Raw genomic sequence first — 13,095 nt, 5'->3', positions numbered from 1 at the left:
GTGCCGCGCTTTTGTCGTTTCTAGGCGGCTTCCAGCTCGTCCAGCGGCCAGCGCGGGCGCACGTTGAAGGCGTAGTCGCGCTGGGCCAGCGCCGGGTTGCGTTCCAGGCGCAGGGCGCCGGCAAAGGCGATCATGGCGCCGTTATCGGTGCAAAATTCCAGCTCGGGGTAGTAGACCTTGAACCTGCGCTTGACGGCCGCCGCGTTGAGCGACTCGCGCAGCTGCTTGTTGGCGCCGACCCCGCCGGCGATCACCAGGCGGGACAAGCCCGTGTGGCGCAGCGCGTTGACGCATTTCGCGGTGAGCACGTCCACGATCGCATCGACGAAGCCGCGCGCGATATTGGCCTTGTCCTGCTCGCAGATGTTGGCCACCACTTTCTCTTCGTGGTTCTTCACGACGGTGAGCACCGCGGTCTTCAGGCCGGAGAAGCTGAAGTTGAAATCCTTCGAGTGCAGCATCGGGCGTGGCAGCGTGTAGGCCGTGGGGTCGCCGAACTCGGCCAGGCGCGAAATCGCCGGCCCGCCCGGATAGCCCAGGCCCAGCAGCTTGGCCGACTTGTCGAAGGCTTCGCCGGCGGCATCATCCAGGGTCTCGCCCAGCAGCGTGTAGCGGCCCACGCCATCCACGCGCATCAGCTGGGTGTGGCCACCGGAGACCAGCAGGGCGATGAAAGGAAAGTCCGGGCGCTCGCTCGCCAGCAGGGGCGAGAGCAGGTGGCCTTCCAGGTGGTGCACGCCGAGCACCGGCTTGTCGAGCGCCAGCGCGAGGCTGCAGGCCACCGACGAGCCGACCAGCAGCGCGCCGGCCAGGCCCGGGCCCTGGGTGTAGGCGATGGCGTCGATCGACGACATCGGGATGCCGGCACGCTGAAGCACCTCGTCCAGCAGCGGCAGGGCGCGGCGGATATGGTCGCGCGAGGCGAGTTCCGGCACCACGCCGCCATACTCTTCGTGCATGGCGACCTGCGAATGCAGGGCATGGGACAGCAGCCCGCGCTCGGTGTCATACAGAGCCAGGCCGGTTTCATCGCAGGAGGATTCGACGCCGAGAACGATCATGGGGGAGAGGAGAGAGGTAAAGCGGAATCCGCCATTTTACATTACGGGCGCTGCAACAATTCCTGGTGCGCGCTGCGCAGCATCGCCTCCGTCTCTTCCCACCCGATGCAGCCATCCGTCACCGAGCACCCATACTTCAGCTGCGACAGGTCTTCCGGAATCGCCTGCGCCCCGCTGACGATGTTCGATTCGATCATCACGCCCACCAGCGAGCGGTTGCCGTGCCTGATCTGCTGGATCACGTCCGACATCACCAGCGGCTGCAGCTCCGGCTTCTTGTAGCTGTTGGCATGCGAGCAATCCACCACCAGGTTGGCCGGCAGTTTGGCCTTGGCCAGCGTTTGTTCCGCGATCGCCACCGACACCGAATCGTAGTTCGGACGGCCGCCGCCTCCGCGCAGCACCACGTGGCCGTAGGCATTGCCGCTGGTGCGCACGATCGACACCGTGCCTTGGCCGTTGATGCCCAGGAAGGCATGCGGGCTGGCCGAGGACTGCACCGCGTTCACGGCGATGCTCACATCCCCGTCGGTGCCGTTCTTGAAGCCGACCGGGGTCGACAGGCCGGACGACATTTCGCGGTGGGTCTGCGATTCGGTGGTGCGCGCGCCAATGGCGGTCCAGGCGATCAAGTCGCCCAGGTATTGCGGCGAGATCGGGTCCAGCGCTTCGGTCGCGGTCGGCAGGCCCAGCTCGCAGACGTCGAGCAGGAAGCGGCGCGCGCGTTCCATGCCGACGTCGACGCGGAAGGAGTCGTCCATGAAGGGATCGTTGATATAGCCCTTCCAGCCGGTGGTCGTGCGCGGCTTCTCGAAATACACCCGCATCACCAGCACCATCGTCTCCGCCACCTCGAGCTGCAGGGCCTTGAGCCGGCGCGCGTAGTCGAGGCCGGCTTCCGGATCATGGATCGAGCAGGGGCCGACGACCACGAACAGGCGCTTGTCCTTGCGGTCGAGGATATTGCGCAGCGTTTCGCGGCCGCCCATCACGGTGGCGAAGGCACGGTCGCTCAAGGGCAGCGAGGCGTGGAGTTCGTTCGGCGTCGGCATCTGCGCGAACGAACTGACGTTGGTATTTTCAATGGCAGGCGTATTGATCATGGTGCTGTGATTTCGGGAGGGAATATCCAGTGTAGACTGAAAATGCTGCACTTGCACAAGGGATCGCAAAATCCGCCGGTGGCGAAGCCGTTGTATGCTCCACCTATGGACAAGACCACTGAACGATTTGCCGCCGCACCCTTTATCAAGGAGATAGGCCGCGGCGTAAAAGGCGCGCGCAGCATGTCGCGCGAGGATGCGCGCGCGCTTTACGCCGCCATGCTCGAGCGCCGCGTCTCCGACCTGGAACTGGGCGCGATCCTGCTGGCGATGCGCATCAAGGGCGAATCGGTCGAGGAGCTGGCCGGCTTCATGGATGCGGCGGAAAGGTCGTTCGCGCTGCTGCCGCCGCCGCCGGGGCAATACGCCCCGGTCCTGATCCCCAGCTACAACGGCGCGCGCAAGCTGGCCAACCTGACACCGCTGCTGGCGCTGCTGCTGGCGCGCGAAGGGGTTCCGACCCTGGTGCATGGGGTGCGGTCCGATCCCGGGCGGACCACGACGGCAGAGATCCTGGCCGAACTGGGCCTGGCCGAGGCCGGCTCGACCAGCGACATCCTCGACGCGGCCGCGGCCGGCCGCCCGGCCTTCATGCCGATCGAGCGCCTCGCACCCGAGCTGGCCCACATGCTGGCGCTGCGGCGCATCCTGGGCGTGCGCAATTCCACCCATACCCTGGTCAAGATCCTGCAGCCGTTTGCCTGCCCGGCGCTGCGGCTGGTGTCCTACACCCATCCCGAATACCTGGAGACGCTCGGCGCCTATTTCACTACCGCGGCGCCGCCCGAGCGGGGCGACGCCTTCCTGATGCGCGGCACCGAAGGCGAAACCGTGGCCAACCCCCACCGGGCCCAGCAGATCGACTGGTTCCACGGGGGAGAGCGCACCTTGCTGGTCGAGCGCGACGCGCCGGCCGACGAGCTGGCCACCGTGCCGGAAGCGCGCGATGCCGCGACCACGGCCGCATGGATCGCCGCCGCCCTGCGCGGCGAGGTGCCGATTCCCCGGCCGATCACCGCGCAGTTCGCGCAATGCCTGCAGGTGGCGCGCGCCCTGCGCCGCTGAGCCTGCGGGCTGTGCGCCCGCTTTCCCGCCTTACCGACAGGCCGTCTGCACAGACGGCCTGTTGTTCTTTAAATGACCCGCTGACGTTGGATAGCAACAACATTTGTGTTGCTAAAACATATGTTCATGCGTACGGGGTGCGCGTCGTGCGGCGACACACATGAATTGGAAACTGCAGGGGATTCCCCATGAACTTACGTTATATGCGACCAATTTTTAGTCATCGGTATGTCTGCATTTGTACAGACACATATTCGATTAACAATTATTGATGAATTTGACAAGATTTTTTTAATCGTAAACTTCCAGAAGCAGTGATTTAGCGCAGAAAGCCGTTACTATTTTCTTGCAACATAGCAAAACGATACCGAGCTGCAACGTTTAATGTTTCTTCCAGAGCATCGTTGTGTAAGGTTCGTAAGAACAGTCCGGCGTAGGAATGCCGCTCCATCACTACCTGAAGGAAGACCAGAATGACCAAGCACGCCTGTTTCACCTCGACCCATCTGCCCCTGGCCGCGCTGGCACTCGCGGTCGCCGTTGCCGCCGGCAGCGCCCACGCCGCCAACACGACGGCCGCATCGACCAGCACCGTGGTCACTCCGATCAACATCACCCAGGCTGCCGACCTGGCCTTCGGCAGCTTCGCAGCCAGCGGCACCGCGGGCACCGTGACTGTCAGCCCGAACAATTCGCGCGGCGTGAGCGGCGGCGTCACCGGCATGGGCGGCGGCGGCACCGCGGCCCGGTTCAACGTCACCGGCCAGGGCACCTCGACCTATACCATCAACGTCATCGGCACCGCGCTGACTTCGGGCGCCAATTCGATGGCCTTTACCCCGATCACCGACCTGACGGCCAGCGCCATCACCAGCGGCACCGTCAGCACCGGCGCCCTGACCGCCGGGGCCCAGACGATCTTCGTCGGCGGCACCCTGAGCGTCGGCATCAACCAGGCGCCTGGCAATTACGCCGGCACCATCACCGCAACCGTCGAGTACAACTGACGGCGGCACGGCAGCGGCGCAGCCTCACCGATCGTCCAGCATCATGCAGCTAGGTCGCTACCGCGCACTCCTGGCCGCCGGCATTGTCGTGCCGGCGGTGCTCGGCCTGTCCTGCCAGCGCGAGGCCCAGGCGCAGCAAATCGTGCTCAGCACGGCGCGCGGCATGGACTTCGGGCGCTTCGTCGCGGGCAGCGGCGGCACGGTCGTCCTCAGCCCCACCGGCGTACGTTCGCGCACGGGCGGGGTCATCCTGCTCAATTCCCCCTCGGTCGGGCATGCCATGTTCAACGTCGGCAAGAGCGGCAATGGCGGCAACAACAAGGCCGTCATCATCTCGGTGCCGCCCAACGGCAGTGTCCGGCTCAACAGCGGCGCCAACAGCATGGCGCTCAATGCCTTCATCACCAATCCGGCGACGCTGGCCTCGGTGCCCAATGGCGGCACCACCCTGTCGGTCGGCGCAACCCTGAGCGTGGCGCCCAACCAGTTGCCCGGCAACTACTCCGGTTCATTTCCAATGACCGTCAATTTCCAGTAGGACTATCATCATGTTTTTCGCATCCGCACACCTTGCCCGCCTGCGCCGGTCGATGTCTCTTGTCCTCGCCGGCCTGCTGCTGGCGCCGTGCCTGCCTGCGCATGCCGAATTGATGCTGCACCCGACCCGCCTCGTCTTCGACAAGAACGCGCGCGCGGCCCAGATCGAACTGATCAACAACGGCAGCAAGCCCGCCAGTTACCGTATTTCGCTGGTGAACCGCCGCATGACCGAGGCCGGCCAGTTCGAAGCGGCCGACACCCCCATCGACGGCGAGCGCTTTGCCGACGGCATGCTGCGCTATTCGCCGCGCCAGGTCACCCTGCAGCCGGGCACCGCGCAGACGGTGCGCGTCATGCTGCGCAAACCTGCCGACCTGGCCGAGGGCGAATACCGCTCGCACCTGCTGTTCGACAAGCTGCCCGAGGTCGAAGGCAATGCCGGCATCGAGAACCGCGGCGCGCAAACACAGATCGGCGTGACCATCAACGCGATGGTAGGCGCTTCGGTGCCGGTGATCGTGCGCCACGGCAGCCTCAATGCCAGCGCCGGCCTGGCCGGGCTGGCGCTGCAGATGGATGCCGCCAAACGCCCGCTGCTGGCCCTGCGCCTCGAGCGCGAAGGCGCCAGCTCGCTATACGGCGACCTGAACGTCAGCTTCACGCCGCGCGGCGGCAAGCCGGTCAGCCTGGCCCAGGTGGGCGGCATTGCCGTCTACACGCCCAATCGCGTGCGCCTGGCCGCTGTGCCTTTGGCCGTGCCGGCCGGGGTGGCGCTGTCCGGCGGCACCGTCGACGTGACCTACCACGACCGTCCGGAAGCGGGCGGCAAGCTGCTGGCCCAGGCCCGGCTGAATCTGCCTTAATGCGCGCCTTGATGCCCGCTCACACGCGTCTCTTGATTCCCGCCCCAGCGCACAAGAGCTCCTCAGTTAATGTTTTTTGAGCAATAATCGTGTTGTCCGCCGGTCGGCCGCCAACACGTGTACGCGCGCATCCGGACACCATGCAGGGTTTTCGAACGGGATTGTTTGTCGCAGGATTGATGTTGCTGCCGGCCTTGCCGCCGGCGGCGCTGGCGGCGCCGGCGCCGCAGTCCGAGGCCAATCTCGTCCTGCTGGAAGTGCGGCTCGGCAACCAGCTCCTGTCCGACGCCGTCACCGGCTACGAGATCGGGCGCGAAGTCTTCCTGCCGCTGGGCGAAATGGCGCGCCTGCTGACCCTGGCCATCCGCGTGACGCCCGGCGAAGGCCGCGCCAGCGGCTTCATCCTCACCGAAGATCGCGGTTTCAGCCTGGACGTGCCTGGCCGCACGCTCGAGATCGGCGGCCGCCGCGAAGAACTCGACCGCTCGCAATTCAAGCTCCATCCCGATGAAATCTATGTCGCCGGCAGCCAGCTGCAACGCTGGCTGCCGGTCGACCTCGACCTGGACATGTCGAGCCTGGCCCTGAAAGTGCGCCCGCGCGAGCAATTACCCTTGCAGGCAAGGCAGGAGCGGCGCAAGTTCGGCAGCCTGCCAGGCTCGCCGGGCGGCTATGCCGACCCGGGCTATCCGCGCCTGGCCACGCCTTACCGGCTGGCCGACGTCCCCTTCATCGACCAGACCATCGGGTTATCCGCCAGCAAGCTCGATGGCCGGCGCCAGGCGGAAGCAGCCTACACAGCCTACCTGACGACCGACCTGCTCGGCATGGAGGCGGCCCTGTATGCCAGCCGCAACCGGCAAGATCCATCTTCCGGCCTGCGCCTGACCCTGGGGCGCAACGACCCGGACGCCGGCCTGCTCGGCCCCTTGCATGCGCGCACCGCGCTGTTCGGCAGCGTGCCGCTGCCGGGCGTGGCCAATATTTCGCCCAGCAGCGCGACGGGCAACGGCGTGCTGGTGAGCAACCGGCCGCTCAACCAGCCCACCAGCTTCGACCGCCACACGCTGCAGGGCGCGCTGCCGCCGGGCTGGGACGTCGAGCTGTTCTACAACGAGGCCCTGGTCGGCTTCCAGCAAGCGCGTCCGGACGGCAAATACAGTTTCGAAGACATGCCGCTCGCCTATGGCCCCAACGAGTTCCGGCTGGTGTTCCATGGGCCGCTGGGGCAACTGCGGGTCGAGCGCCAGAGCTTCCTGCTGGAGCAGTCGGCGGTGCCGCGCGGCGCGCTTTACTACGACGTCGGCGCGCACCGCGACAGCTTCGGGCGCGCTCGCGCGCTGGCGCAATTCGAATGGGGCCTGAGCGAGCGCATCAATGCCCTGGGCGGCTGGCAGCGCGTACCGATGTTCGACGGCAGCGCGCGCACCTATGCCAACCTGGGCCTGCGCGGCTACTGGAACAGTTTTATTGCCACCGCGGATGCCGCCAAGTCCGATGACGGCGGCACCCTGGCCCAGGTCGGCGTCAAGACCCGGCTGGGCAATGTCGCCGTGTCGGCGACGCACGCGCAGCTGGACAAGTTCACCAGCGACTTCTTCAACCAGAGTGCCGACCCGGTGCGCACCCGCGACGAAGTGCGCGCCGAAGGCGTCATCGCGCCCGGTGGGACCCAGTTCTTCCCGCTGGCGCTGCAGGTGCGCCATGACCGCCTGGCTTCTGGCACCCGCAACTTCGAGGTGCAGGGCCGGATCTCGGCCTACCGCGACGGCGTGGCATTGACCCATGTACTGCGCTGGCAGAAGATCGGCAACAACGAGCTGTCCGACGGCCTGGTCCAGGCCAGCCGCCGGGTGGCCGGCATCGGCCTGAGCGGGCAGCTGCAGTACACGCTGTCGCCCGAGACCGCGCTCGGCAGTGCGGCGGTCTCGGCCGACTATTACCTGAACGGCTACCTGCTGAACCTGGGCCTGGCGCGCATGTTCCAGAACCACGAGCTGCGCGTCACCGGCGCCCTGAACAAGAGCCTGGGCAGCTACGGGCTCGGCATCAACGGCTATTACTCCAGCCGCCGCGAGTACGGGCTCGGCCTGCAGTTCTTCATGGCGATGGGACTGGAGCCGCGCAGCCGCCGCGTCATGCTCGACGCCCAGCCGATGGCCAACATGGGTGCGGCCTCGATCCGCGTCTTCCTCGACAAGGACCTGAACGGCATCATGGACGGCACCGACGAAGCCATTGCCAACGCCGGCTTCACTGTCAACGGCGCCAACTACGCGGCGCGCACCGATGCCGGCGGCATTGCCTACCTGGGACGCCTGCCGACCCACCAGAACACCGACATCAGCCTCGACCCCAACACGCTCGACGACCCGCAATGGCAGCCGCGGATGCCCGGAGTGCGCGTCGTGCCGCGGCCGGGCAAGGTGACCCAGGTCGAGTTCGCCGTAAGCATGACGGGCGAGGTCGACGGCACCACCTACCTGTACGCCAATGGCGCCCGCCGCGCCATCGGCGACCTGCGCCTGGAAGTGGTGGACTCCTCGCGCAAGGTGGTGGCCACCATCAGCAGCGCCGCCGACGGCTATTTCGTCATCAGCGGCATCTTCCCGGGCGACTACTTCCTGCGCGTGTCGCCGGAGCAGCTCAAGCGGCTGGGGCTGACGGATACGGGCATGCATTTGATTACCATTGGGCGCGATGGCACGGTGCTCAACGGGCGCGACCTGGACGTACGGGCGGGGGATGGGTGATGGCTTGCGTTAGCGGTTTGCGACGAATTTGGGCCCCGGCCTGCGCCGGGGCGACGGTCTTGGGGCTGAGTTTCTTTGCACATGCGATCGGCAGCGCAAACGCTACAGTATTTTAACCACACACTTTGAGCCGTCATCCCGGCGAAGGCCGGGATCCAGGTTGCACGCAGGTCGTTAACGCATGCGTAAGTCACCCCCGCCGCCTACCTCCCCACCCCCTTAAGCATATACAATGGCCGGTTTGGCGATCTCAACGCCAGCGCAAGGACACGGCAAGCATGGCAGAACAATATGATGTAGCAGTAATCGGCGCCGGCGCGGCGGGCATGATGTGCGCGGCGGTCGCTGCCCGGCGCGGCAAACGCGTGGTGCTGCTCGACCATGCCACGAAGCTGGCCGAAAAGATCCGCATCTCCGGCGGCGGGCGTTGCAACTTTACCAATATCAACGCCGCCCCGGCCAATTTCCTGTCGCAGAATCCGCATTTCTGCCGCAGCGCCCTGTCGCGCTACACGGCCCAGGATTTCCTCGAACTGGTGAAGAAATACCGCATCCCGCACCATGAGAAGCACAAGGGCCAGCTGTTCTGCACCGAGTCGTCCGAGCACATCATCGCCATGCTGCGCGCCGAATGCGACGCGGGCGAGGTCAGCTGGCGCATGCCGTGCAAGGTCGGCAGCGTCGAGAAGGTGGCGGAGGGCTTCCACATCACCGCTGAAGGTGGCGACATCGAGTGCGACAGCGTCGTGATCGCCACCGGTGGCCTGTCGATCCCGAAGATCGGCGCGACCGACTTCGGCTGCCGCATCGCCACCCAGTTCGGCCTCGGTATCGTCGAGCCGCGCCCGGGCCTGGTGCCGCTGACCTTCGATGGCCCGAGCTGGGAAGCCTTCGTGCCGCTGGCCGGCATCGCGCTGGAAGTCGAAGTGAGCACCGGCTCAGAAGGAAAAGGAAAAGGCGGGAAGGGCGGCAAGGCCAAGGGCGGCGGCCATTTCCGCGAAGACCTGCTGTTCACCCACCGCGGCCTGTCCGGCCCGGCAATCCTGCAGATTTCGAGCTACTGGGAGCCGGGTACGCCGATCGTGCTGAACCTGCTGCCCGAGATGGATGTAGCGGAGGAACTGATCGCCGCCAAGACCACCGTGAAAAAGCAGCTCGGCAACGTGCTGGCCGGCTGGCTGCCGGCGCGCCTGGCCGAGGGCCTGCTGGCGGCCAACGGCTTCGCGGCGGATGCCCGCCTGGCCGACATGCCTGACGCCAAACTGCGCAAGCTGGGCGACGCCATCAACCGCTGGGAAATCATCCCGACGGGCTCGGAAGGCTACAAGAAGGCCGAGGTGACCCTGGGCGGCGTGGATACGCGCGAACTGTCCCAGCAGACCATGATGGCCAACAAGGTTCCCGGCCTGTATTTCATCGGCGAGAGCGTGGACGTGACCGGCTGGCTGGGTGGCTACAACTTCCAGTGGGCCTGGGCTTCGGGCTTTGTCGCAGGCAGCAGCGTATGAGCGCCGCGCTGATGTAGCAATTGTGGAACATGACGATAAAACCTTCCACTGAGCCACAAACAATGCTAAACTTTCGTTCTTCATAAATCCAACGGTTTCATTTTTACATGACCACTATCCGCCTTAAAGAAAACGAGCCGTTCGAAGTCGCTATGCGTCGCTTCAAGCGCACTATCGAAAAAACTGGTCTGCTGACCGAACTGCGCGCACGCGAGTTCTACGAAAAGCCAACCGCAGAGCGCAAGCGCAAGCTGGCAGCTGCCGTGAAGCGCCACTACAAGCGCATCCGCAGCCAGCAACTGCCTAAGAAACTGTACTAAGACGGCACTGCCGACTCCACCCGGCGACCGCTGTCGCGGTGAGTCGCTGAGCGTCCGCAAGCCCGCTCCGGTTGTTACCGCGGCGGGTTTTGTCGTTCATACCCATCGTTACTACCTATTCCAGACGGAGAATCCATGAGCCTGAAAGCACAACTGACCGAGGACATGAAGGCGGCAATGCGCGCCAAGGAAAGCGGCCGCCTGAACACCATCCGCCTCATGCTCGCGGACATCAAGCGCAAGGAAGTGGACGAGCAGATCGAGCTGGACGACACTCAGGTGCTGGCCATCATCGAAAAGATGATCAAGCAGCGCAAGGATTCGATCTCGCAATTCGAAGCCGGCGGCCGTGCCGACCTGGCCGATATCGAGAAAGCCGAACTGACCATCCTGTCGGCCTACATGCCGGCCGGGCTGTCGGACGAAGAAGTGGCCGCTGAAGTCGCCGCCGCCGTGGCCGCCACTGGCGCCGCCGGTCCGCAGGACATGGGCAAGGTGATGGGCGTGCTCAAGCCGAAGCTGGCGGGGCGGGCGGATATGACGGTGGTGTCGGGGCTGGTGAAGAAGGCGTTGACTGGCGCCTGATCACGCTGTAGTTGCACGCGCGGGCAGGGAACCTGCCCACCCTACGGGTTCCCGCTGTTCGTAGGGTGGCGGCTTTGCCGCCCGCGCGTTCAACCAGCTGAAGCGCTGCCGCACCGCCCGATTTTGATCGCGTGCATCCACGCCACACACGAAATCCAACTTGGCAATTGCCTTGTCATAAATCAATTTGCAGTCAGCGCTGCGGTATAGTCTGATCTGAGCTTAGACAAACACTGAGTACCTCTAGTGATTCCGCAATCCTTCATTACCGATTTGCTCAACCGTGTCGATATCGTCGATATCGTGGGCCGTTACGTCCAGCTGAAAAAGGGCGGCGCCAACTACATGGGGCTGTGCCCCTTCCACAACGAGAAATCCCCCAGCTTCACGGTCAGCCCGACCAAGCAGTTCTACCATTGCTTCGGCTGCGGCGCGCACGGCACCTCGATCGGCTTCCTGATCGAATATTCCGGCATGGGCTTCGTCGACGCCGTCAAGGACCTGGCCCAGGGCGTGGGCATGGTGGTGCCGGAAGCCGACGACAAGATCCCGCCGCAGCAGCGCGCCGCCCAGCAGGCCCAGTCGCTGGCCATGACCGACGCGCTGACCCAGGCCTGCACCTATTACCGCGCCCAGCTGCGCGAAGCGCCGAATGCCATCGCCTACCTCAAGAACCGCGGCCTGACCGGCGAAATCGCCGCCCGCTTCGGCATGGGTTATGCGCCGTCGGGCTGGGACAACCTGCGCTCGGTATTCCCCGACTACGACGCGCTGGCGCTGGTCGAATCGGGCCTGGTGATCGACAAGGTCGACGAGGACGGCAACAACAAGAAACGCTACGACCGCTTCCGCGAACGCATCATGTTCCCGATCCGGAATACCAAGGGGCAGGTGATCGGCTTCGGCGGGCGGGTGCTCGACAGTGGCGAACCCAAATACCTGAACTCCCCGGAAACCCCGCTGTTCCAGAAAGGCCTGGAGCTGTACGGCCTGTTCGAGGCGCGCCAGGCCATCCGCGACGCCGGCTATGTGCTGGTGACCGAAGGCTATATGGATGTCGTCGCGCTGGCCCAGCTGGGCTTCCCGCAAGCCGTCGCCACGCTCGGCACCGCCTGCACCAGCACCCACGTGCAAAAGCTGCTGCGCCAGACCGACATGGTGGTCTTCAGCTTCGACGGCGACAAGGCCGGCCGCCGCGCCGCCCGCCGCGCGCTGGAAGCCTGCCTGCCGCAGGTGACCGACAACAAGACCATCAAATTCCTGTTCCTGCCGCAAGAGCACGACCCGGACAGTTTCGTGCGCGAGCGCGGCGCCGACGCCTTCGACCAGGAAATCCACGAGGCGATGCCGCTGTCGCAGTTCCTGCTGCGCGAAATCACGGCCGAACACGACCTGGGCACGCCGGAAGGCCGCGCCCACGCCCAGTACGAAGCCAAGCCGCTGCTGCAATCGATGACGCCGACGGCGCTGCGCCTGCAGATCGTGCGCGGGCTGGCCAGCCTGACGGAGTCAACCCCGGCGGAGATCGAAGCGTTGTTCGAATTGTCCAAGCCGGTGTCGGTGATCCGCAAGGCGCCGCCGCGCCAGGGCCGTCCCCAGCCAGTGGGCCTGCCCTTGCAGATGCTGCGCATCCTGGTGTCCCATCCGAACCTGGCATTGCTGCTTGACGAGACCATCCTGCAATCGTTCGACTTCTTCGGACAAGACGACGCCGACAGCCTGCGCTACCTTGCGAGCGTGGCGCAAGCACTTGGGGAGCACGGAAATTTTGCTTCGTTGTCACAACAACTGAAAGAAGTGACGGGGGAGTACGACAGCATCATTTCGGAAATCGCCGCAGAACCAGAATCGGATCTGGAGGCTGACCGGATCTGCCTGATGAGTGCCGTACGCCAGATCAGGATTGATACTTTAAAGAAGGAGCAAAACCAGTTGTCTTCTTCCGGCATGACCCCAGATCAGATAACTCGCTATCGTGAAATCGTGGCGGAGTTGGACGCGCTGGAACGCGAGGCTGCTGCGGAAAGGGCCCCGCGCTGAGCCAGTGCTTCATAGTGCTGGAGGGCAGTCTTCACGACTGGAAAAATTAGGGGTGCGTGCTATAATAAAACGCTAACTATTGCAACCTTTGAAACCATTTTCCGTTTCAAGAGGGCGTGGAGTTTGGGTTAGCGAGGCAACGGAAGTTGCTTGCAGGGTGATGTAAGGTAACAAGAAAGTTTATCTTTAACCATCGTAAAGTGTGAGTCGTCGTGACTTCGAAAGCGCCTGTGCCAACCAAGAAACCCGA

11 protein-coding genes are annotated in these 13,095 nt (G+C 64.7%); 9 read left to right on the top strand and 2 right to left on the bottom strand.

Annotation, left to right across the window (positions count from 1 at the left end):
• Nucleotides 1–20: 20 nt before the first annotated feature.
• Complete coding sequence (gene tsaD, locus AC56K1_RS05570; RefSeq protein WP_497156854.1) at nt 21–1,061, bottom strand: tRNA (adenosine(37)-N6)-threonylcarbamoyltransferase complex transferase subunit TsaD; 1,041 nt, start codon at nt 1,059–1,061, stop codon at nt 21–23.
• A gap of 41 nt (nt 1,062–1,102) precedes the next feature.
• Nucleotides 1,103–2,164, bottom strand: coding sequence for a 3-deoxy-7-phosphoheptulonate synthase (locus tag AC56K1_RS05565; RefSeq protein ID WP_497156853.1), 1,062 nt, complete (start codon nt 2,162–2,164; stop codon nt 1,103–1,105).
• A 105-nt stretch (nt 2,165–2,269) separates the two neighbouring features.
• Here AC56K1_RS05565 and ybiB point away from each other — a divergent pair, with 105 nt between their 5' ends.
• The 9 genes from ybiB to dnaG all read left to right on the top strand — a co-directional run bounded on the left by ybiB (nt 2,270) and on the right by dnaG (nt 12,845).
• On the top strand, nt 2,270–3,229 hold the full coding sequence (ybiB, locus tag AC56K1_RS05560) for a DNA-binding protein YbiB (protein ID WP_497156852.1): 960 nt from the start codon (nt 2,270–2,272) through the stop codon (nt 3,227–3,229).
• A gap of 473 nt (nt 3,230–3,702) precedes the next feature.
• A complete protein-coding gene (locus AC56K1_RS05555; RefSeq protein WP_497156851.1) occupies nt 3,703–4,236 on the top strand; it encodes a DUF4402 domain-containing protein in 534 nt (177 codons plus the stop codon).
• A 43-nt stretch (nt 4,237–4,279) separates the two neighbouring features.
• Nucleotides 4,280–4,774 (top strand): DUF4402 domain-containing protein, encoded by a 495-nt coding sequence (locus AC56K1_RS05550; protein ID WP_497156850.1) that lies wholly within the window; start codon nt 4,280–4,282, stop codon nt 4,772–4,774.
• A 10-nt stretch (nt 4,775–4,784) separates the two neighbouring features.
• Complete coding sequence (locus AC56K1_RS05545; RefSeq protein WP_497156849.1) at nt 4,785–5,639, top strand: fimbrial biogenesis chaperone; 855 nt, start codon at nt 4,785–4,787, stop codon at nt 5,637–5,639.
• Between the two features lie 179 nt (nt 5,640–5,818).
• The gene (locus AC56K1_RS05540) at nt 5,819–8,392 is read left to right on the top strand and encodes a carboxypeptidase-like regulatory domain-containing protein (protein WP_497156848.1); all 2,574 of its coding nucleotides are present in this window, start codon (nt 5,819–5,821) and stop codon (nt 8,390–8,392) included.
• A 278-nt stretch (nt 8,393–8,670) separates the two neighbouring features.
• Entirely contained in the window at nt 8,671–9,900 is a 1,230-nt protein-coding gene (locus tag AC56K1_RS05535) for a BaiN/RdsA family NAD(P)/FAD-dependent oxidoreductase (RefSeq protein WP_497156847.1), read from the top strand.
• A 107-nt stretch (nt 9,901–10,007) separates the two neighbouring features.
• A complete protein-coding gene (gene rpsU / locus AC56K1_RS05530; RefSeq protein WP_005665410.1) occupies nt 10,008–10,220 on the top strand; it encodes a 30S ribosomal protein S21 in 213 nt (70 codons plus the stop codon).
• A gap of 135 nt (nt 10,221–10,355) precedes the next feature.
• Nucleotides 10,356–10,805, top strand: coding sequence for a GatB/YqeY domain-containing protein (locus AC56K1_RS05525; RefSeq protein WP_497156846.1), 450 nt, complete (start codon nt 10,356–10,358; stop codon nt 10,803–10,805).
• A gap of 246 nt (nt 10,806–11,051) precedes the next feature.
• Nucleotides 11,052–12,845: a DNA primase gene (dnaG, locus tag AC56K1_RS05520; RefSeq protein WP_497156845.1), complete on the top strand. Its 1,794-nt coding sequence runs from the start codon at nt 11,052–11,054 to the stop codon at nt 12,843–12,845.
• Nucleotides 12,846–13,095 lie beyond the last annotated feature (250 nt).

Source organism: Telluria sp. ZB4P37 (genome assembly GCF_059685855.1).
The sequence above is the reverse complement of the archived record's forward strand: the minus strand, read 5'-3'. Positions and strand labels throughout refer to the sequence as shown.

Excerpts from the sequence above, each read along its gene's own strand:
- AC56K1_RS05535 (WP_497156847.1), top strand. The coding sequence starts at position 8,671 with ATGGCAGAACAATATGATGTAGCAGTAATCGGCGCCGGCGCGGCGGGC.
- AC56K1_RS05550 (WP_497156850.1), top strand. The coding sequence starts at position 4,280 with ATGCAGCTAGGTCGCTACCGCGCACTCCTGGCCGCCGGCATTGTCGTG.
- tsaD (WP_497156854.1), bottom strand. The coding sequence starts at position 1,061 with ATGATCGTTCTCGGCGTCGAATCCTCCTGCGATGAAACCGGCCTGGCT.
- AC56K1_RS05525 (WP_497156846.1), top strand. The coding sequence starts at position 10,356 with ATGAGCCTGAAAGCACAACTGACCGAGGACATGAAGGCGGCAATGCGC.
- AC56K1_RS05565 (WP_497156853.1), bottom strand. The coding sequence starts at position 2,164 with ATGATCAATACGCCTGCCATTGAAAATACCAACGTCAGTTCGTTCGCG.
- AC56K1_RS05555 (WP_497156851.1), top strand. The coding sequence starts at position 3,703 with ATGACCAAGCACGCCTGTTTCACCTCGACCCATCTGCCCCTGGCCGCG.
- AC56K1_RS05545 (WP_497156849.1), top strand. The coding sequence starts at position 4,785 with ATGTTTTTCGCATCCGCACACCTTGCCCGCCTGCGCCGGTCGATGTCT.
- rpsU (WP_005665410.1), top strand. The coding sequence starts at position 10,008 with ATGACCACTATCCGCCTTAAAGAAAACGAGCCGTTCGAAGTCGCTATG.
- ybiB (WP_497156852.1), top strand. The coding sequence starts at position 2,270 with ATGGACAAGACCACTGAACGATTTGCCGCCGCACCCTTTATCAAGGAG.
- AC56K1_RS05540 (WP_497156848.1), top strand. The coding sequence starts at position 5,819 with ATGTTGCTGCCGGCCTTGCCGCCGGCGGCGCTGGCGGCGCCGGCGCCG.